The 16687-nt window shown below is 66.4% G+C and carries 17 protein-coding genes; 3 read left to right on the top strand and 14 right to left on the bottom strand.

The genetic code is table 11. From position 1 onward, the window contains the following. Positions 1 to 104 precede the first annotated feature (104 nt). From FZN60_RS25460 to FZN60_RS25445, 4 genes are all read right to left on the bottom strand, one after another. On the bottom strand, positions 105 to 2339 hold the full coding sequence (locus FZN60_RS25460; protein ID WP_158876564.1) for a phage tail tip lysozyme: 2235 nt from the start codon (positions 2337 to 2339) through the stop codon (positions 105 to 107). 99 nt (positions 2340 to 2438) lie between these two features. Then, a complete protein-coding gene (locus tag FZN60_RS25455) occupies positions 2439 to 2879 on the bottom strand; it encodes a hypothetical protein (RefSeq protein WP_158876561.1) in 441 nt (146 codons plus the stop codon). A gap of 95 nt (positions 2880 to 2974) precedes the next feature. Next, the gene (locus FZN60_RS25450; protein WP_158876558.1) at positions 2975 to 3556 is read right to left on the bottom strand and encodes a hypothetical protein; all 582 of its coding nucleotides are present in this window, start codon (positions 3554 to 3556) and stop codon (positions 2975 to 2977) included. A 229-nt stretch (positions 3557 to 3785) separates the two neighbouring features. Beyond that, positions 3786 to 4412 (bottom strand): hypothetical protein, encoded by a 627-nt coding sequence (locus FZN60_RS25445; protein WP_158876555.1) that lies wholly within the window; start codon positions 4410 to 4412, stop codon positions 3786 to 3788. A 315-nt stretch (positions 4413 to 4727) separates the two neighbouring features. On the opposite strand from FZN60_RS25445, the gene FZN60_RS25440 reads away from it, so the two are divergent. After that, positions 4728 to 5582 (top strand): S1 family serine peptidase, encoded by an 855-nt coding sequence (locus FZN60_RS25440; RefSeq protein WP_158876553.1) that lies wholly within the window; start codon positions 4728 to 4730, stop codon positions 5580 to 5582. On the opposite strand, the gene FZN60_RS29350 is transcribed toward FZN60_RS25440, so the two are convergent. The 10 genes from FZN60_RS29350 to FZN60_RS25395 all read right to left on the bottom strand — a co-directional run bounded on the left by FZN60_RS29350 (position 5567) and on the right by FZN60_RS25395 (position 12463). Then, positions 5567 to 5767, bottom strand: coding sequence for a helix-turn-helix domain-containing protein (locus FZN60_RS29350; protein WP_369413078.1), 201 nt, complete (start codon positions 5765 to 5767; stop codon positions 5567 to 5569). The two genes, FZN60_RS25440 and FZN60_RS29350, sit on opposite strands and share 16 nt — an antisense overlap. An 83-nt stretch (positions 5768 to 5850) precedes the next feature. Next, positions 5851 to 6087, bottom strand: a complete 237-nt coding sequence (locus tag FZN60_RS29240) for an HGGxSTG domain-containing protein (RefSeq protein WP_304505904.1) — start codon at positions 6085 to 6087, stop codon at positions 5851 to 5853. Positions 6088 to 6091: 4 nt separating this feature from the next. Then, the gene (locus FZN60_RS25430; RefSeq protein ID WP_158876548.1) at positions 6092 to 6898 is read right to left on the bottom strand and encodes a hypothetical protein; all 807 of its coding nucleotides are present in this window, start codon (positions 6896 to 6898) and stop codon (positions 6092 to 6094) included. A 233-nt stretch (positions 6899 to 7131) separates the two neighbouring features. Further along, positions 7132 to 8391, bottom strand: coding sequence for a virulence-associated E family protein (locus FZN60_RS25425; protein WP_158876545.1), 1260 nt, complete (start codon positions 8389 to 8391; stop codon positions 7132 to 7134). After that, positions 8388 to 8891, bottom strand: coding sequence for a hypothetical protein (locus FZN60_RS25420; RefSeq protein WP_158876542.1), 504 nt, complete (start codon positions 8889 to 8891; stop codon positions 8388 to 8390). The genes FZN60_RS25425 and FZN60_RS25420 overlap by 4 nt, the downstream gene beginning before the upstream one ends. A gap of 104 nt (positions 8892 to 8995) precedes the next feature. Then, positions 8996 to 9295 carry a winged helix domain-containing protein gene (locus FZN60_RS25415; protein WP_158876540.1) on the bottom strand — a complete coding sequence of 100 codons (300 nt, stop codon included), beginning with the start codon at positions 9293 to 9295 and terminating at the stop codon, positions 8996 to 8998. Between the two features lie 192 nt (positions 9296 to 9487). Then, a complete protein-coding gene (locus tag FZN60_RS25410; protein ID WP_246727190.1) occupies positions 9488 to 9694 on the bottom strand; it encodes a DNA-binding protein in 207 nt (68 codons plus the stop codon). A gap of 90 nt (positions 9695 to 9784) precedes the next feature. Beyond that, complete coding sequence (locus FZN60_RS25405; RefSeq protein ID WP_158876538.1) at positions 9785 to 10381, bottom strand: hypothetical protein; 597 nt, start codon at positions 10379 to 10381, stop codon at positions 9785 to 9787. Next, positions 10365 to 11564 carry a tyrosine-type recombinase/integrase gene (locus tag FZN60_RS25400; RefSeq protein WP_158876535.1) on the bottom strand — a complete coding sequence of 400 codons (1200 nt, stop codon included), beginning with the start codon at positions 11562 to 11564 and terminating at the stop codon, positions 10365 to 10367. Before FZN60_RS25400 ends, FZN60_RS25405 begins: the two co-directional genes overlap by 17 nt. A 140-nt stretch (positions 11565 to 11704) precedes the next feature. Then, positions 11705 to 12463, bottom strand: a complete 759-nt coding sequence (locus FZN60_RS25395; RefSeq protein WP_158876533.1) for a Crp/Fnr family transcriptional regulator — start codon at positions 12461 to 12463, stop codon at positions 11705 to 11707. Positions 12464 to 12680: 217 nt separating this feature from the next. Between FZN60_RS25395 and FZN60_RS25390 the strand changes: the two genes are divergently transcribed. Further along, a complete protein-coding gene (locus FZN60_RS25390) occupies positions 12681 to 16313 on the top strand; it encodes a PAS domain-containing protein (RefSeq protein WP_158876531.1) in 3633 nt (1210 codons plus the stop codon). Next, entirely contained in the window at positions 16313 to 16678 is a 366-nt protein-coding gene (locus tag FZN60_RS25385) for a response regulator (protein ID WP_158876528.1), read from the top strand. Before FZN60_RS25390 ends, FZN60_RS25385 begins: the two co-directional genes overlap by 1 nt. Positions 16679 to 16687 lie beyond the last annotated feature (9 nt).

Below are 16687 nucleotides of genomic sequence, written 5' to 3'. Positions count from 1 at the left end.
AGTTCGGCCACCGAACGATCGGTCCTGATCTCCAACGCCATCCCGAGCCTCCTTTCGAAACTCAGGAAAGCACCTTCACCCTTCGACGCCAAATCACGCCCGAGTCAGTTCATCCGCTCGGCGGTATGATAGGCGTCGGAACGCTGATCCAGGATCTCCTGAGCAGCTTCCGCCCTCGTGTAGTTTCGACCCTCCACGAGGGTGCGGAACGTCGTGAGGTCGCGGAGCACCTGCTCGCCGTTCGGCATCGTCTCGAAGGCCAGCGGCGCGGCCTTCTGGATAGCGACAGCCTGTCCCGCAGCGGCTGCCAAGAGCGCCGGGTCCTTGGCGTAGAAGCCCGCGCGGATGTCAGCCTGCACCCGCTGAGGGATGATGCCCGTGTTGCGGATGAACGTCTCGGTCTGCTGCTGCACGAGCTCGGGCGCCGCGCCGCTCAGCGACTTCAGCATGGTGCTGTAAGCCTTGTCTGCCACCGCCCGCTCGTCGCTATCCAGCGGGTTCAGGTCGCGCATGGCGCCGTTCTGATAGTCGGCGAAGGCCCGCTCGCCCGCGCTGACATCGTTGGCGACGGAGCGGACGGTCCGCAGCAGAGGGGCACGGTCCGCGTCCGTCAGGTTCGGATCAGCCAGCACCTCCGCTTCGGTCAGGTCGAAGTTGAGCGCCCGCACATCCAGGCTCGACGTGTAAGCTTCGAGCTGCGCCTTCTGCTGCGCCAACGCCGAGCGTGCCGCCTCGGCTCCAGCCCGGTCGGACTGCTGCGCGAGCTGCAAGCGGTCGGCAAAGGACAGGCCGGAATATTCGGGCGCGAGGTCATAGTCTCGCGAGGCGAGCGGCCCCGGCGCTGTCGCTTCCACCTGTCCGGCGTTGTGCGCGTCGAGCACGCCCTTCGCCCACGCGGGGATGCTCTCCCCCCCGTAGCTCGGCCCCCACGAGCGGCGCGGCCCCGTGTCGAGGTGGAGGCTGTTCTCGTAGACGCCGATCCCGGTGAAGCCCATGGACGAAGCCAACGAGATCAGGTGGACGCGGTCCTCCTTGGACATGCCCTTCACGCTGACATCGATGGCGTTGCCGTGGATGTGCTGGGACTTGTCGGCGCCGCCTACGCGCTTGTTGTAGACGCGATCCCGGTGGCCCGACGTGATGGTGAGCTGTCGCCCGAACTGGTTCTGAACCGCCTTCCAGCGGTCGAGGACGATGGCGTCGACGCCATCCATCTTCACGTGTCCGGCAGAGACGACCGGGATATCCCGACCGCCGGCAGGCTGGCGACCACCGCCCAGGATCTCGCGGGCGTTCCGGAGCCGGTTGTCCCACCCGTGCCCGCCTCGCGGCGAATGCGGCTGGTAGCCCTGCGGACGCTCGAAGTGCATCATCGCTTCGGTGGCGTCTTCAAGGGTCTTGGCGTTCTGAAGCTCGTTCCAGGCGCGCCGCGCCCCAGCGTCGCCGTTCAAGCCCTCCCACTCGACATAGTCGAGCTGCGTCTGCGGATCTTCCCAGGTCGTGCCGCGCTGCGCCGCGAACTGCTGAAGACCCTCGAAGCGCTCCTCGCGCCACTGAGCCGCACCGAAGGCCGTGCCGCTGTCGCCAGGCCGCCCCGTGAAGCGTCCGCCGTTCTCCTGCACGAAGTGCCCGGCAATGGCCGCGGAGGCGACGGGCGACAGGCCCTTGTTGCGGTAGTAGCTCGCGATCGACTGCCCGCGTTCGAACTCGCCGCCGGTCATGGTCACGCCCGCAGGCGCCTCCGGAGCAATGCCGAGACGGCGGCGCTGACTGCCGGGTTCGGCCATTTCGCGCGCCGTGTAGACCGCGCCGCCGAGCGCTGCGTCCGTGTCGCGCCGGGCCTTCAGCTTCTCCGGCTCGGGCAGGTCCGACTTGTCGATGATGCCGTAGACCGTCGCCCTGGCCTGTTCGAACTGGTCGGGCGCGTCGTGCGCCTGCTGCGTGGCGATCCGCTGCGCCTCGCTGATGTTCGACTTGAACCAGCCGGTGCGCTTCTCGTTCTGCTGCGCCGCCGCGCTCAAGACGGTCCGCGCCCGGATCGGCGCCAGTTCGGCCTTCACCTGCGCCCGCATGTCCGGCGGGACGGACTGAACAAGCCGATCGAGACGGGTGCTGATGTCGGCGTCGACCGCGTTGACCAACCCGTCCCCGTTGGCTGGGCCGTCTCTGTCGATCTCCATAGCCTTTTGGCCGGCATCGATCAGAAGCTGGGCTTTCTGCGTCTCTACCTGGAAGCCGACATCCTGACGCCGCCGCCGGTCCGCCTCCTCTGCGGCCCGCTCGTTGACCTCGAATATCTGCCGTCCGGCTCGCGACACCTGCGATCCGAAAGCGGACATGGCCTCACCGACAGGCGAGCCGGAAGGATACTGGACCGGGCTGCCGGGGTTCAGCGACTGGCGAGCCGTCTGCAAAGGGATGCGAGCCATCGTCTGACCTCACGCGAACTGGTTCATGCCGAGGTAGATGCCGGGGCGCGGCGTGACGCCCGCGCTCAGTCCAGCACGCGCCTTCTGCCGGCTGCTGATGTCGTACATGTCGGAGATCCCGCCCACGACGGCGCCGGCAGCGCCCAAGTAGCTTGCCTGCCGCGCCTGGCGCCCCTGCATCCGAGAGATGCCGGCCTGTGTTTTCAGCGCCGTCGTGTTGACCTTCGAGTTCCAAAGGATGGCGTCGATGTCGAGCTGCGACTGCTCGGCGTTCGCGGACAGGACTGCACCCGGCGAGCCCTGGAAGCCGACGCCCGAAGCGCCGACCTGTGCCCGTGCGGCCGACTGCGCGAGAGCGGAGCGCCGATGCTCCTGCATGGCCTCGTATCCGGCGGCACGCTGGTTCGCGACGGTCTGGCGCTCGTAGGCCTGCGCCTGCGCCTCAGCCATCGCCTCAGCGTCCCGACCCTGCTGGATGGCCCCCATGGCGTTTATGCCGGCACCAACGGCCGAGGCAACGAGAGGAATGGCAGCGAAGCACATGGTCAGCTTCCTTGTCTCAAGAGGTGCCGGACGCGCATCGAGATCCACGCCGTCCAGGTCATGCGCTCCGAACCGATGGCGCGAGCGAGCAGGGCCGACATCATCGGGTGCGCTGTCATGCTGTGGCCGTAGACGATGCGGCCCTGTCGCCGCAGGACTTGCGCCAACACGTTCAAATCGGGGCACACGGGCTCCCGAGCGCGCATCACGTCGCCGGGTACCATCTCGTACACCTCGCCCATGGTCGGGCCGTCCATGCACCAGAGGACCGGGAACACGCCCTGCGCGTCTCGGGCGCGGATGTAGTCGGCAGGCCGGGACCATGCGCCGTGCACCGGGTCCGGCACGGGCATGATCCCGACGAGCCGCCCCACGCACGCCTCGTCCGTCGCGCTCGGAGAGGTGGCCAAGCGCTCGTATTCGTCGTGGTGGAACAGGTAGAGGCCCCGCCGGGCAAACCACTTGCTTTCGAGGAACGCCAGCACATCGCCCGGCTTGGCGATGCCGGAGAACCCGTGCGTCGTCAGCGGATAAACGAGCGTCTTGCCCTGCTGGTGGAGGATGCCCTTGCGGTGCCAGGTCATGCGGCGTCCCCGCCTTTGGCGCCCCAGGCGATGGCGGCGAGCGTGAAGGCTGTGTCCGTCGCCTCGCGCATCGTGACGGGCGCAGGAGCAGCTTCAATCGACGCATTTCGCTGCGATTGAAGTCGGGAGGGCACACGGCGCCGACCATCAGCAAGAAGCTCAAGGGCCGAGCGCATGTGCCGGAGGACGATAGGGTCCAACATCTCGTTGTCGTTGCCAGGAGCCTGCATCACGCGGCCCTCGGCGCCGGTCCGACCCACCCGACGTTCGGGTGAGAGCGCCCGCCCCAGTGGATCGGCTTGCCAGGCGTGGCGAGGTCGATCAGCAGTTGATCGATGCGGACGCCGTTCCGCGTCAGGCCGTCGAGCATCACGTCGGGCAGGTTGCCAGCAGCCTTCTGCGCCAAGCCGGGCGGCACCTGACGGTCTTGCGGCAGACCACCGTTCAAGCCGACCAGATGCCCACGCAGGCAATCGATGTCCGCATGAGCCTTGCGGGCCTCGGCGATGGCCTTGTGGAAGCGCATCGTCGCGGCGGTCAGATCCTCGCCGGTTGCTACAGCCTTTGCATGCCGCTCGTCGGTGCGCTCGGCGTCCTCGTCAGCCTCCGCCTGCGCCAGACGCTTCCGGGCCCCCTTGAGCGCCGCGTTCAGCGTGTCGATCTCGGCCGCGCAGTCAGCCAGCGCCTTGCGTGCCTTCGAGATGTTGCCGTCTTCGAAGATGACGCCTTCCACCTCTTCGGCGAGATGGCGACGCTTGGCCTCCGCCTCGATGATGGCGCCTTCCAGATCGGCGATGACCGCAGCGAAGTCGGTCGAGGTTTTGGCCGATCGGGCCGCTTCCAGGATGTCTTGCATCACGCGACCCTCGCTCCATCGCTGGCAAGCGCCGCCAGATGCGCTATCACAGCGTCGCGCACGACATCGCCCGGGCGCTGCCCATTGGCCCGAGCGACCTCATCAAGCCTCGCAACTGTGCCAGCGGGGGCGCGGGTTTGGATGATTTCGGGATATTTTGGCATTTGCCTTCCCTCGATTAGTAATCATGAGACTACATACAGCGAAGGTTTTTTCTCGATGTCATGACGCATCTTGCGGTATCATCTGGGATATGTTGGTAGCGTCATCTCCTGATCGGTGGCTTCCAACACCAGTCATCTTCGAAGGGCAGATATGGCTTACAGGCCTCTGATCGGTGGGCAATTCGGCGCACCATTTCCGCTGCAGTTTCCCGACGCACTAGTGAGTGTAAACTCACTCAGCTCTACGCCAGTTCATCAACTGTCTAATGATGGTGAGGACAGCATCGTCTCGCATGGAAGTGGCTTCTTATGGAGACATGCAGGGACGATATTCCTTGTAAGCGCGAGACACGTGATCACAGGTCGGGATCCGTTCTTAAATCAATTGATGTCGCCAACAGGATTTATCCCAAGACGTTTTCAGATCTTCCCTGCGATCGAGGTTGACCAGGGCCAGTTTGTAAGATCAGACGTTGTTCTAGAAATCGATCCTGATGGGGAGAGGTCCTGGGCCGAAGATCCGGAGTTTTCGGCTCTTAGAACTGATATAGCTGCAATCCCGATACCATTTGATCACAACTACAATGTTATATGCCTTAATGACGCTCCAGACAATTTCGACAATCTGCTCACCAACGTTGGTTTCGATTGTTCGATACTCGGATATCCGCACCCCTCGCCAGGCGGACTGATGACGCCGGTATGGCGCCGCGGAGCGTTTGCTTCAGAACCACTGCTCCCAGTCGACAACAAGCCAATGTTCCTTGTGGATGCTCTTACCAGCCCCGGCTTCTCAGGTGCAGCAGTGTTCCGGACGCATGTTGGGCCGGCGCCAGTTCCCACCCCAGACGGAACAATTCGCGTGATGATCGATAGAATTCTCACGAGAAGCTTCGTTGGAGTATACGCTGGCAGATTGCAGCACCGACACTTCGGTGGGGAAGTACCGTTCGTGTTCTACGGAAACAGAATTCCGATCATAATGGATCATTATTCAAGAGTTTGACGAATATCGTGGGGCATTGTAAGGAATTCGTCCCGCCAGTGTCGGAGATCTGCTAGCTGGTAGAAAATTCTCCCGCCAATGGCGCACCACAAGGGTCCTTGTCCCTTAGCGCGCCACCGCTTTAAGGTGACTTCCGACAGCCGCAGTGCTTGCGCCGCCTGCTGCGTCGTCAGGAAACCTTCCATAAGGTCAGGCACGAAGCCGCGGATCTGCGTCAATGCTTTGTCCTCCGTGCTCGCGGTGCTGCTGCCGGATCTCACCATCAGCTTCAGCCTCCAGTCTCGTCCTGCATCACGATGCGGACCAGGTATCGCGCGACCTCCAAAGCCGCTCGCGCTTTCCGTCGCTCCATCACAGCCTCAGCCGTGTAGTAGCCGTGTTTGAGATTGTTCTGGCTTCCCTTCGGCGGGCCGGTCGACTTGCCTCCGTGCATCCGACATCGACCGTTCTTCATCGAAGGAGCCTCGCACGGCGTGCCTCGCCTGGTCTTTGCGCCACATGGCATGGGGTTATTCCTTCGATCCGTTCTCATCCCCCGCCCCACCCCCCGGTGCAGAGACGCCCTCGGCCATCATCATCATGTCGAAGGTCACGGCGTCCGCGGGGACATTGGCAATCATCGGCGTCGACACGGGACCCAGGGCAGGCGCTACGAGCATCTGCTGCCGATGGTCGTTGTAGACGTGTTCGACCGTCACCCGCTGCTGGCTGCCCTTGCCTCGGTGCTTGTTCAGCGCTTCCATCAGCGTCACGAACGTCCGAGACGCCTTGTTCCCTTGGTTCAGATACTCGCGATAGAGCGCCAGCTCGTTCCGCCCGCTCGCCCGGGCAGCGCAGTCCATCGCCACGTTGTGCATGGCGACCATCTGCGTCAGAAGCATCCCCTCCAATTCATCCGCAGGCTTGAGAAGCGACACCATGGCGCCCGCTATCACGCCTGGGTCCTTCATCGGATCGTCCGACCGGTTACCCGTTGCCATGAGCTGCCGCATCAACATGCGGTTCGCGTCGGGGAGGCTCGATCCCAAGGCGATGTTCGGCCACTCCTCCCCCTGCTCCTCGATAGCCTGCGCCACAGCTGCCGATAGATCCCGCTCGGCGATCCGCTGACGCACCGCAGCGAGAAGGTCAGCATCGATGTCGGGCTCGATCCCGCGCCGATCGGCGGCCTCAACAAGGTCGATCAGCTCGGACACCATCGCTTCGCGGGCCGCATCCGCTTTGGCGGTATCATTGCCCGTTCCGACGCCCGCCAGACGATCCGCGAGCTCGTCTACGTCTACTCCGTCGAAAGGCGTGCGCTTGCTGTCCGCCATGGCAGACCTCCTGTGTCGGCTGTCACTACCGTCACCACAGGCACCACCACTTCCCTAAACCCTATAGAAAGCACTGTTTTGCCCCCTCTATAGAGATTACAGAACAAGTAGTGACGGTAGTGACGGTAGTGACAGCGTTGGTAATGCTGGCTTTTCGTGTCACCGCCTGACAGCTTGTCACCACCGAGCCGTGGTGACGGACGCGAGGTGAGGTGGTGACATGCCTCCACCTGTCAGAGTGTCCGCTCATAGCGCCACACCCGCTGACTTCCTTCGCGAACCTGACGCCGCTCGAAGCTCAAGCTCCGCAGCACGTTACCGACGCGCATCTCCATGTTGCGGTCGCGACGCGACGGCTCGATGAGCAGACACTCCGCCAGGATCTCTCGGGTGGTGACGCTGTTCCGCCCGGCGAGGAAGCGCTGGATGTCCTCCTCCCACGGATCGCGCTGCTGGCGGGCGGCCTGCGCCTCAGAGGCGGCAGCGACGAGGTCGTCCGTATCGAGCCACCAGCGGCCCTCCCTTCCGCCGTTGCGGTAGAGCTGAACGGCTTCGGCCCAAAGCTGATCACGGTCGATCCGCAGCGCATCTACATTGATGCTGTCGACGCGGACCGGCCAGAAGCGGCGCCCGCCCGTCGCATCCTTCAGGTACGTGTCGCCGTTCGTCGTGCCGGCGAAGACGCATTGGCGCGCAGCTTCGATGACCCGTCGACCGTAGGGCGGCCGATATCGGTCCGTCGTCCGCGACAGGAACGCCTTCGTCCGCGTCGCCTCCGCCTTCGACATCGCGTCGAGTTCCGACAGCTCGATGATCCAGGCGGCCCGCGCCTGCATGGCCGCGTCCTTGGAGCCAAGGTCAGCTATCTCGTCGGAAAACCAGGAACCGCCCAGCACCGCGAGCGAGGTCGACTTCCTGGCCCCTTGCGGGCCTTCGAGGATCAACATCGTGTCGACCTTGCAGCCGGGCCGCATCACCCGCGCCACGGCGCCGACGAGGAAGCAGCGCCCGACCGCCGACGTGTAGTCACTCGCCTCAACACCGAGATAGGTCGAGAGCCAGGTTGCGGCGCGCGGCTGCCCGTCCCACCGAAGGCTATTCAGGAATGACCGGATCGGGTGTCGAGGCGCCTCGCGCGCGACCGTCTCGACTGCTGCCTCGGCGTCCCGGATGCTGATCGCGATCCCCTCGCGCTGCATCCACTCGGTCGTCAGCACCGTGTCGGCGTCCGACCAGGTGCGCGAGGTGAAGGTGCCGTGTTCCCACGGCGGCGGCGCGACGAGCACCGTCGTCATGGCGAACTCGTCGTAGGCGAGCACGCCAGCCCATTCCTCGCTCTCGCGCAGGGCATGAAGCACGTTGGCGAGGAGCGGTTTCGGTGCCCCCTTGTCGGTGAGAATGAGGCCTGAGCGCCAATCCAGCAGGATGGACCGCGGCTTGATCGCCGCGGCCCCCTTGCTCCCAAAGACAGGTTTGAAGTCGGCGGCGTTCATGCAGCCTCCCTTTCGGATCGTGTGGAGGGCGCGACGAACCGGGACTTGTCGAACAGCGAGGCGACGAGGCCGGCAAGCGCGACCGCATGGTGATGGTCCTCACCCGCGATCCGCCCCGGCGCGTCGAGGAGGTCGCGAGCCGCTTCGGGCGGGTTGAGGATGACGGCGCCCGCGGCGCCGCCCCGCAGCCAGCCGAGCGCCGTGCGCCACACGCGCAGCGGTCCGAAGGCGTAGGTCGCGGCGCGGTGGACGTTGCTGACGCCCAGCATCGAGGCCGCGCCGAACATCGTCCGCAGCTCGGTCGGGCGCGCCATCGGCCAGCCGGCGAGGTCGACCACGCTGGTGCCGTCACGGCCGAACACCAAGATTACAGCGGCAGGCACGCCTCGCTCGCCCTTCTCGGCGAAGGCAAAGCGTGTTTTGCCGACCCGCCTGATCGACGTGACGACCAGAAGCCCACAGCCTTTGGCTATCGGGTCGGGATCACCGAGCCGGCGCACGGCGAGGTCGTTCTCGCGAAGGTACTGGCGCGACGCTGCCGCCGACGAACTCGCGCGGCCACAGAGAGCCGCACAAGCCGAAAGGATGGCGAGGGGGCCGCCCATCAAGCGGCCTCCCGTTCGGCATCGGCCGGAAGGATCTCGACCTCAGACCGCAGCACGTATCGCGCATGCGTGCCGGCAAACCGTCCGCCGTGCGGCTCCTCGACGGTCTCGATGACGAGGCCGTGGGTGTGACGAAGCTTGAAGACGTAGTGGCTCCAGCGCGGCGCCGGCTCGTCGATCGGAGTGCAGCCGCAGGCGCCGGCGGCGAGAAGCCGCTCCAATGCCCAGGCATCTCGGCCGATGATAGTTTGAGGAAGCCCGTCCGGAAGGACGCGGGCGCGGATCATGTAGCGCTTCATCGCTGCACCCCCTTTGCGAAGGCGTGCTCGGCCACGAGACGGGCGACGGCGTCGCTCATCGTGTAGCGGGCGACGAGGTAGGAGGCTTGAAGAGTAGCGGCGGGAGCGGTATCTTCGGCATCGATCCTGCCAGGGATGATGTATGCCGAAGGCCGTCCGCAGGGGCGGCTTTCGTTTATGATGGGCATCGTTTCACGCGGCCTCTTTGACTTCGATGACGGGGAGGGAGTTGAGCCAAGCCAAAGCATCAGGCACAGCAACGAGCGACTTCCGCCCCATCTTGCGAAGCGGAATGCGGCCGGCCCGGACTTCTTGGTAGAACTTGTTGCGGCTAATGCAGGCCCAGGCGCAGAAGGCGTCTACGCTCATGGCCCCTGTTGCAGGCTGGTTGTTCGACACTGTGCATCTCCGTGCGTCGGTGTGCACGGACGATGATGCTGCGGAAGCTAGGTACGGGCTAACACGGGAACCCCAAGAAAATGCGAGGGTTCATGTTTTCGGATGCCGTCGACGCCAGACGCGATTGAGGGACCTCGTGATGCCTGCCTGCCCGGCGCTTTCTCCGGTCACGACCTCGAAGAAGGCTTCTACAAAGCTCAGAAGATCCGACGAAGTCTTTCTGTAAGGTAGTGGGGAGTTTCTGCGGTAGGCGCCGAGCGCATAGTCGATCACCCGGTCTTTAGCACGGTCCGGGAGGCCGCCGCGTTTGTAGTTGTTCTTTGCTCGCTCTGCCGCGGTGTGGATGTTCCCCAAGACCTTGAAGAGGTTCTCTCTCTCGGCGTTCTCATAAGCCGGCCCATCGGGCTGCCGCTCCCAGAATAATGCGTGCGCAAGAGGTGCACTCTGCAATCGCCTGAGTGCATTCACGAGGTTCTTGGCGGAAACCTGCACATCGGTAAGTGCTGGATCATGCTGGACTGGCGCCAAACGCTGCGCTTTTGCAGCCTCGAAGGCTTGTTTGGCTCGGGGAATTGCCAACGCGAGATCCTGTAAAGCTTCATTCTGCTTGGCCGGCTCAACTTTCGCCAGTGCAATCAAGCGTCGCTTATCTTCCTCATCTCGGCTGACCTCATTGGCTTTGCGCATGGAGCCGCACCACCTTTCCGGTCTGCTCGCCAGACAGGTAGCTGGCCCACGCCTCCATCAACTGCCGCCGCTTCTCCAACGCGTCGCCCCGGCGGTACGCTCGCTCGACGGCGTCACCGACCGCGTGCGCCAGTGCCTGCTCGGCGACCTCGCGCGGAAAGCTCGTCTCCTCGCCGCACCAGTCGCGAAAGGCAGAGCGGAAGCCGTGGACGGTCACGTCCTCGCCAAGCTTCTTCAACAAGCGCTGCATTAGAGTGTCTGAAACGGGTTTGCCTGGCCTCATGCCTGGGAAGACGAACTCGCTGGTGCGCAGATCATGCAGTTCGCGAAGCAGCTCGATCGCTCGGCGGGGTAGGGGGACGCGGTGCTCCTTGCCCGCCTTCATGCGCTTGGCTGGAACGACCCAAAGAGCGCGCTCCAGGTCGATCTCCGGCCACGTAGAGAGGCGAGCCTCCCCTGACCGCGCCGCCGTCAGTATTGTGAATTCTAGGAGCCTGGCGCCCATGCTCCCGTTCTGGCAAAGGCGGGGCATCAAGGCTGGGATCCTTTCGTAGGGCATAGCCGCGTGGTGCTGCCCGATCCGGCTCCGGGCCGGCAGTATGTTCTTCAGATGCCCGCGCCACATGGCCGGGTTCTCTCCCGACCGCCAGCCCTTGGCCTTCGCATAATTCAGGACCGCTTCCAGGCGCACCCGCATGCGCGAGGCGGTCTCGGGCTTGGCCTGCCAAAGTGGGGTAAGCACCTTCAGCACGTCATCGGTGCTAATCGCCGAGACCCGTTTATCGCGGATTGGCGCCGTCTCGACGCGCATAAAGCGTCGCCACTGCTCGCGCTGCCGCTCGCTGCGCCACGAGGCATGCATGGAGGCATATACGGCTTCAGCCGCCTCGCTGAAGGTCGGCTCCTCCTCTCGGTCGCGCTCAGCAATCGGGTCGCGTCCATGAGCGACGGCATCCCGGCAGTCGGCCGCGAGCTTCCGCGCCTTCGCCAAGCTGATGGTGGGGTACGGCCCCAACCCCATCTCCCGACGCTTGCCATCGCGCACCCACATGAACACCCAGGACCTCGTGGAGGTGGGGGAGACGGCGAGATAGAGCCCGCCGCCATCGGAGTAGCGGCCGGGCTTCAGCTTGTCCGAGCGAGCCGTCGTGTCACTCAGCTTGTGCAAGGTCCGAGCCGCCATTCCCACTTTCCTCCCCACTCCGAAGTGGGGATGATAGGGGACACCTGGAGACACCGGAAGACGGAAGCTCGTCAAAAATGGCGGCGCTCCAGGGGGCGAAAGGATGCCGAAAAACAGCAAGGGACATGAGGCCGCGGCCTCTAGCTGGCCGCGGCTAGAACCTCGTCGCCGAGCCGCAGATGAAGAAAGGAGCTGTCGAACTGGGCGTAGCGGACGAGGCCGTCCCAATCGAGCACCTGGATGTGCCCCTTCTGCATGCGGATCAGGTCGCGGGCCCGCAGGGTCTGCGAGGCCCGGTTGATGCTGACGATGGTGAGGCCGAGAACCTCGCCGATCAGCTCCTGCGAAAGGGGGAAGTCGAAGCCGTCCGCGTCGACCAGCCCGACGGCGCTGTGCCGCAGCTGCATCTCGCACAGGAAGTGCGCCAGCCGCGCATCGGCGTCGAGCTGCGCGTTGCGGAAGATGGCGGCGCGGTGAAGGGCCGCGTCGATCAGGCTTTCGCGCCAGAAGGCCGCGTTGAGGTGGGTCGAGGCGGCGCAGAGGCGGTGCAGCTCGCCATGGGGCACGAAGGCTACCCGGGCGGCGCTGACCGTTTCGAGGTCGTGGTCCATCCGCCCGATATGGAGGCTCTGGAGGTCCGGCATGTCGCCCGGAATATGCACGGACAGGATCTGGCGCTGTCCCTCGGCCGTGTATTGGGAGCGCACCACCGCGCCGCTGACGATCAGGCAGGATTGGGCCGGCCGGTCGCCTTCGTGGATGAAGATCCGCCGCGCAGGCAGGTCCTCGATGCGCCACGACAGGCCGGACAGGAGATCCCGTTCCCGTTGACCGAACCGATCGTGGGAGGTGAGGCGAAGCTCGAGGAGGCCTTGGGCATTGGTGTTCATAGGGCTCATACGCTGCTCCGGCGCCGCCGTTCGAACGGCATGATCGATAGCTGGCGCCAAATGTGCCGAATCCAAGCGGCGGATGTCGAGAGGCCCCGGTGCCGCGGGACGGAGCGACGCTCTGTTGCCGGCAACGCAATGGCGCCGTCGTCGGTGACGCCGCACCGTTGCCGCCACTGGCCGCCCGCTTCCGCGATCTGCTAGATCCACCCGGCCGAGATCATCAATGCCGAAGGTTGACCGCTTGCCCGACATGGCCGAACCGCGTTCCTGGTCGTCCGCGGCGCTGTTTTCCGGTTCCGGCGACGTTCGGGCGCTCGGACGCGAGCTCGATTGGGCCGCCACGCCGCTCGGCCCTGTGCAGGGCTGGTCGCAGAGCCTGCGCTCCACCGTGCGCACGCTTCTGTCCTCGCAATACCCGATGGTCCTCACCTGGGGGCCGCACTTCACGCAGATCTACAACGACGCCTATTCCAAGCTGATCGGCGACCGGCACCCCTCGGGGCTGGGCGCGGACATCCGCGTCACCCTCGCCGAGGCCTGGGACACGCTCGGGCCGATGATCGACCGGGTGATGGCGACGGGCGTCGCCAACTGGACGCCGGCGCTTCCGCTCGAGATGCACCGCTCGGGCTATCGCGAGGAGGCCTACTTCTCGGTCAGCCACGCGCCGGCGGAAAACGATCGCGGCGAGATCGTCGGCATGCTCGCGGTGTGTTCGGAAGTGACCGAGCAGGTGGTCGGGGAGCGCCGGCTGCGCCTGCTGCGCGAGCTCGCCGCGCGGGCTGGAGACGCGCAGGAGACCGTCCAGGTCGCGCGCCATCTCGCCGAGGCCCTGGGCGAGGACCGCGCCGACGTCCCCTTCGCATGCCTTTATCTTCGCGACGGCGACACGCTCGCGCTCGCCACGAGCCAGGGCCTGAGCGAATCCGAGGAGGCGATGGCCGCGTCCTGGACGTCGTCGGGCGAGGGACCCTGGCCGCTCGACCGCGCGCTTGCCGGCGAAGCCGTTCTCGTCGAGGCCGTCGAGAGCGTCCTGCCGCTCACCGGCGGCGCCTTCGACGATCCCGTGACCTCAGCGCTCTGTTTGCCGATCGCGGGGGCGCAAGGCGCCGTTCTCGGCGTTCTCGTCGCGGGCGTCTCCCCCAATCGGGCGCTCGACGAGGGCTACCGCTCCTTCTTCGAGCTCCTGGCGGCCCAGGTCTCCGTCGCCGTGCGCAATGCCCGCGCCCGCGAGGACGAGCGGCGGCGGGCGGAGGAGCTGGCCGAGCTCGACCGGGCGAAGACGGCCTTCTTCTCGAACGTGTCCCACGAGTTCAGGACACCCCTGACCCTCCTCCTCGGCCCCCTGGAGGAGGCCTTGGCCGAGGCGCCCGAGAACCTCGCCGCCCATCGCGGCGCGCTCGGCATCGCCCATCGCAACGCGCTGCGCCTGCTGCGGCTCGTCAACACGCTTCTCGACTTCTCGCGCGTCGAGGCGAACCGGGCGCAGGCGCGCTTCGAGCCGCACGACCTGTCCTCGCTCACGGCCGATCTCGCCTCCAACTTCCGCTCTGCGATCGAGACGGTGGGCCTGCGCTTCTCGGTCGACGTGCCGCCGCTGTCCCGGCCCGTCGACGTCGACCGCGACATGTACGAGACGATCGTCCTGAACCTCCTCTCCAACGCCTTCAAGTTCACCCATGCCGGCTCGATCGCGGTGCGGCTGCGCGAGACGGGGGAGGGGACGGTCGCGCTGGTCGTGTCCGACACGGGCGTCGGCCTGCCGGGCGAGGAGCTGCAGCGCGTCTTCGAGCGATTCCACCGCGTCGACGCGCAGGCGGCGAGAAGCCACGAGGGAACGGGCATCGGCCTCGCTCTCGTCAGGCAGCTCGTCGAGCTCCACGGCGGAACCATCCGTGCCGAAAGCGACGGTCCCGGCCGCGGCACCACCTTCACGGTCCTCCTGCCCACCGAAGCGGCCGGTGCGGGGGTCCCGGCCGCTTCTCCTCGCGAGGCGAGCGGGCGCCCGCAGGCGCGAGCCTTCGCCGAGGAAGCGCTTCGCTGGCTGCCGGAGGCCTCGGACGACGCTCCGGCCGCGCCGCGACCGGCATCCGTGCCGCGCATCCTCCTCGTCGACGACAATGCGGACATGCGGGCCTATGTCCGGCGACTTCTGGGCGAGAGCTACGACGTGACCACCGCGGCCGACGGCGCGGAAGCGCTCGACGCGGTCGGCCGCGTGCAGCCGGACCTCGTCCTGTCGGACATCATGATGCCCAACGTCGACGGCTTCGCCCTTCTGGCCGCGCTGCGGGCGAACCCGGCGACCGCGACCCTGCCCGTCATCTTCCTGTCCGCGCGGGCCGGCGAGGAGGCGCGCGTCGAGAGCCTGACGGCGGGCGCCGACGATCACGTCGTGAAGCCCTTCGGCGCGCAGGAGTTGCGCGCCCGCGTCGACGGCGCCCTGCGCCTGTCGGCGCTGCGCGGCGAGGCGGCGGGCCGGGAGCGGGTCCTGGAGGCCAGGCTCGCCGCGACGCAGGCCGAGGCCGCGCTCGCCCGGTCCGAGCAGCAGCTGCAATCCCTGACCGACGCCCTGCCGGTGCTCATCTCCCATATCGGCCGGGACCTGCGCTACCGCTTCGTCAACCGGACCTACGAGACCTGGTTCCGCTGCCGGCGGGACGACGTCGTCGGCCGCTCGGTTGCCGACGTCGTCGGCCCCGCCGCCTTCGCGCAGGTGAAGCCCCGGATCGACGCGGTTTTGGCGGGCGAGCATCTCAGCTTCGAGGAGAGCGTGCGCTATCCCGACATCGGCGAGTGCCACGTCAAAGCCGACTTCATCCCGGCTCGCGGGCCGGACGGCGAGGTCACCGGCTTCTACGGGCTTGTGCAAGACGTGAGCGAGGCGCGTCGCCAGGCGAAGCGGCTCGCCGAAAGCGAGCACGCGATGCGCACCGTCCTGGAAGCCGTGTCCGACGGCTTCTTCGCGCTGGACGCTGACTGGCGCGTCACCCTGTTCAACCGCGCCGCCGAGGAGGCCCTCGACCTGCGGCGCGACGAGGTGCTCGGGCGCGTCTTCTGGGAGGCGGTTCCCGGCGCGCTCGCGAGTCCCTTCGGGGAGCACCTGCGCTGGGCCATGGAGGAGCGCACGCGGCTGACCTTCGAGGAGCGGTCCCCGGCCCGCCCCGACCGCTACGTCGAGGCCCGGATCGCGCCGACGCGGGAGGGCGGCCTCGCCGCCTCCTTCTCCGACATCACCGAGCGCAAGCTCGCCGAGCGCCACCGCGAGCTTCTGGTCAACGAACTGAACCACCGGGTCAAGAACACGCTGGCCGTGGTCCAGTCGATCGCCGTCCAGTCGTTCAAGGGCGATCATGGCCCGAGCGACGCGCGCGAAGCCTTCCAGGGCCGCTTGTTGGCGCTGTCGGACGCGCACAGCCTCCTGACGCAGGAGAGCTGGGAAGCAGCGCCCCTCGCGCGGATCGTCGAGAACGCCCTCCGGCCGTTCCGCGACGGCCATCGCTTCGACATGGACGGGCCGACCATCCGCGTCGGGCCCAAGGCCGCGGTGAGCCTCGCGCTCGCCTTCCACGAGCTCTGCACGAACGCGGCCAAATACGGCGCCCTGTCCGTGCCCGAGGGGCGCGTGAACATCGCATGGAGCCTGGAGGGTGGCGAGACGGGCTCGATGTTCCGCCTCCGCTGGGCGGAGAGCGGCGGCCCCGCGGTGCGCGCGCCGACCCGCTCGGGCTTCGGCTCGCGCCTCGTCGAGCGGGGACTGGCGGCCGAGCTCGGCGGCACGGTCGAGCTGCGCTATCCGGCCGGCGGCGTCGTTTGCGAGATCCTTGCCCCCCTCGCCAGCGTCGAGGGGCGCTGATGGCGCTCCGCAACAAGCGCGTCCTGATCGTCGAGGACGAGATGCTCGTCGCGATGACCCTGGAGGACACGCTTCTGGATCTCGGCATGGAGGTGGTCGGCACCGCCATGCACCTCGCCCCGGCGATCGAGATGGCGGGCCGCTGCGAGCTTGACGTCGCGGTTCTCGACATCAACCTTCATGGCGGGCGCTCCTATCCCGTGGCCGACGTCCTGATCCGCCGCGGCATCCCCTTCATCTTCGCGACGGGCTACGGCCACGCGGAAGGCGACGAAGCCTATGCCGGCATTCCGGTGCTGACGAAGCCCTATCGCCCCGTCGACCTCGCGCAAGCCCTCGTTCTCGTCCTCGCCGCCGCCGGATAGGTCGTCCGG

The organism is Antarcticirhabdus aurantiaca, from assembly GCF_009765365.1.
GTDB classification, from domain to species: Bacteria; Pseudomonadota; Alphaproteobacteria; order Rhizobiales; family Rhizobiaceae; genus Antarcticirhabdus; species Antarcticirhabdus aurantiaca.
This window is presented reverse-complemented; position numbering and strand designations above follow the sequence as displayed.

Coding starts and splice junctions, on each gene's coding strand:
- FZN60_RS25460 (WP_158876564.1), bottom strand. CDS start 2,339: ATGTCCGCTTTCGGATCGCAGGTGTCGCGAGCCGGACGGCAGATATTC.
- FZN60_RS25400 (WP_158876535.1), bottom strand. CDS start 11,564: ATGGCGGCTCGGACCTTGCACAAGCTGAGTGACACGACGGCTCGCTCG.
- FZN60_RS25415 (WP_158876540.1), bottom strand. CDS start 9,295: ATGAAGCGCTACATGATCCGCGCCCGCGTCCTTCCGGACGGGCTTCCT.
- FZN60_RS25450 (WP_158876558.1), bottom strand. CDS start 3,556: ATGACCTGGCACCGCAAGGGCATCCTCCACCAGCAGGGCAAGACGCTC.
- FZN60_RS29240 (WP_304505904.1), bottom strand. CDS start 6,087: ATGCCATGTGGCGCAAAGACCAGGCGAGGCACGCCGTGCGAGGCTCCT.
- FZN60_RS25405 (WP_158876538.1), bottom strand. CDS start 10,381: ATGCGCAAAGCCAATGAGGTCAGCCGAGATGAGGAAGATAAGCGACGC.
- FZN60_RS25455 (WP_158876561.1), bottom strand. CDS start 2,879: ATGGCTGAGGCGCAGGCGCAGGCCTACGAGCGCCAGACCGTCGCGAAC.
- FZN60_RS25425 (WP_158876545.1), bottom strand. CDS start 8,391: ATGAACGCCGCCGACTTCAAACCTGTCTTTGGGAGCAAGGGGGCCGCG.
- FZN60_RS25395 (WP_158876533.1), bottom strand. CDS start 12,463: ATGAGCCCTATGAACACCAATGCCCAAGGCCTCCTCGAGCTTCGCCTC.
- FZN60_RS25390 (WP_158876531.1), top strand. CDS start 12,681: ATGCCGAAGGTTGACCGCTTGCCCGACATGGCCGAACCGCGTTCCTGG.
- FZN60_RS25385 (WP_158876528.1), top strand. CDS start 16,313: ATGGCGCTCCGCAACAAGCGCGTCCTGATCGTCGAGGACGAGATGCTC.
- FZN60_RS25440 (WP_158876553.1), top strand. CDS start 4,728: ATGGCTTACAGGCCTCTGATCGGTGGGCAATTCGGCGCACCATTTCCG.
- FZN60_RS25430 (WP_158876548.1), bottom strand. CDS start 6,898: ATGGCGGACAGCAAGCGCACGCCTTTCGACGGAGTAGACGTAGACGAG.
- FZN60_RS29350 (WP_369413078.1), bottom strand. CDS start 5,767: ATGGAAGGTTTCCTGACGACGCAGCAGGCGGCGCAAGCACTGCGGCTG.
- FZN60_RS25445 (WP_158876555.1), bottom strand. CDS start 4,412: ATGCAAGACATCCTGGAAGCGGCCCGATCGGCCAAAACCTCGACCGAC.